We start from the raw sequence: 448 nt of genomic DNA on the forward strand, positions 1-448 counted from the left end.
TCGCCACCACCAGGGGTACCCGGGTTCTCCGGCTCAGAAGGTTCAGTCGACTCAGACGGCTCCGTAGGTTCGGTCGTCTTGGAGGAAGACTCAGAGGTGGTCGACTCTTCAGTCGAATCCTCCTTAGTCGTGCTCGACGTGGGCTCGGTCTTCTCCGTAGAGCTTTCTACAGTAGAAGGCTGCTCGGAGCTAGAAGTTTCCTCAGAAGAGGAAGGCTCGGAAGTTTCACCCTCATCACCATCACTAGGCGTACCCGGAACCTCCTCGGTAGAGGTGGTGGTCTCCGGAGTAGTAGTCTCGGAAGGCTTCTCAGACTTCACAGTCTGAGCCTCATCGTTGATGTCCTTGTGCTCCGCAATCTCATTCGGAGTATCAGCATCCGGAGTCTCCTCGCCCTTGTCATTGACGTCGGTAGAGGTCAACTCTTCGAAGGCAACCGCAGCCTCAA

1 pseudogene is annotated in these 448 nt (G+C 56.0%); it reads right to left on the reverse strand.

Annotated elements, in window-relative coordinates:
- A pseudogene (locus L8V22_RS11640) lies at nucleotides 1-448 on the reverse strand (hypothetical protein); the annotation flags it as partial.

Source organism: Corynebacterium yonathiae (assembly GCF_027570195.1).
Classification (GTDB): Bacteria; Actinomycetota; Actinomycetes; order Mycobacteriales; family Mycobacteriaceae; genus Corynebacterium; species Corynebacterium yonathiae.